Consider the following 631-nt stretch of genomic DNA (forward strand, 5'->3'; position numbering starts at 1 on the left):
TCGATCGGATTCGCACCACTCGGCGTCACCGTGAAATTCAACTCCACCGGATTTGCCGACGTCGTGCTGAACGTCACATCGAACACCAGATCCTGACCTTCCGCCACGTCAGCATCGCCAATCCGCACCACGATGCCATCGTTGTCCAGGATCGTGCCGATCCCCGCCACCGGCGTCGTGTTTTGCGCCGTTCCCGCCGTCAGTTGTACTGTCTCGGGACCTTCCAGGCTCGTGTCGTCGATCGTCGGCACTCGCACCGTGAAGGTCGTCGCATTCGCCGGAACATTCACGCTGAAGCTGCCGTCGGCACCGATCGTCACCGGCACGAAATTCACGCCGTCGAACGAGACCTCCACCGGCGTTCCCGTGTCCGTCCCCAACGTCGCATCACGATCCGTCGGGTCCGCCGTGTTCCCAAGGTTCAACGTCACCGTCGTCGGGAATTCGCTCTTGTTGCTCAGCGTCACCACGAAGTCCAGGTTGTTGCCTTCCGTTTCCCTCGGATCCGATACATCCGTCACCGTCGGACGGTCGTCCACCGGCGGCGTCGGCGGCGTCGTCGGCGGCGTCACCGGCGGCGGCACCGACGTGCCGTCGTCAACAATCGTCCCAACACCAACGTCCGTCCCGC

At 63.4% G+C, this 631-nt stretch carries 1 protein-coding gene; it reads right to left on the reverse strand.

Going from position 1 to position 631, the window contains the following annotated elements:
- Positions 1 to 631 (reverse strand): hypothetical protein (locus L0962_RS18130; RefSeq protein ID WP_234087954.1); only part of this gene is annotated, 631 nt, incomplete at both ends.

This window comes from Azonexus sp. R2A61 (assembly GCF_021401135.1).
GTDB lineage: Bacteria > Pseudomonadota > Gammaproteobacteria > Burkholderiales > Rhodocyclaceae > Azonexus.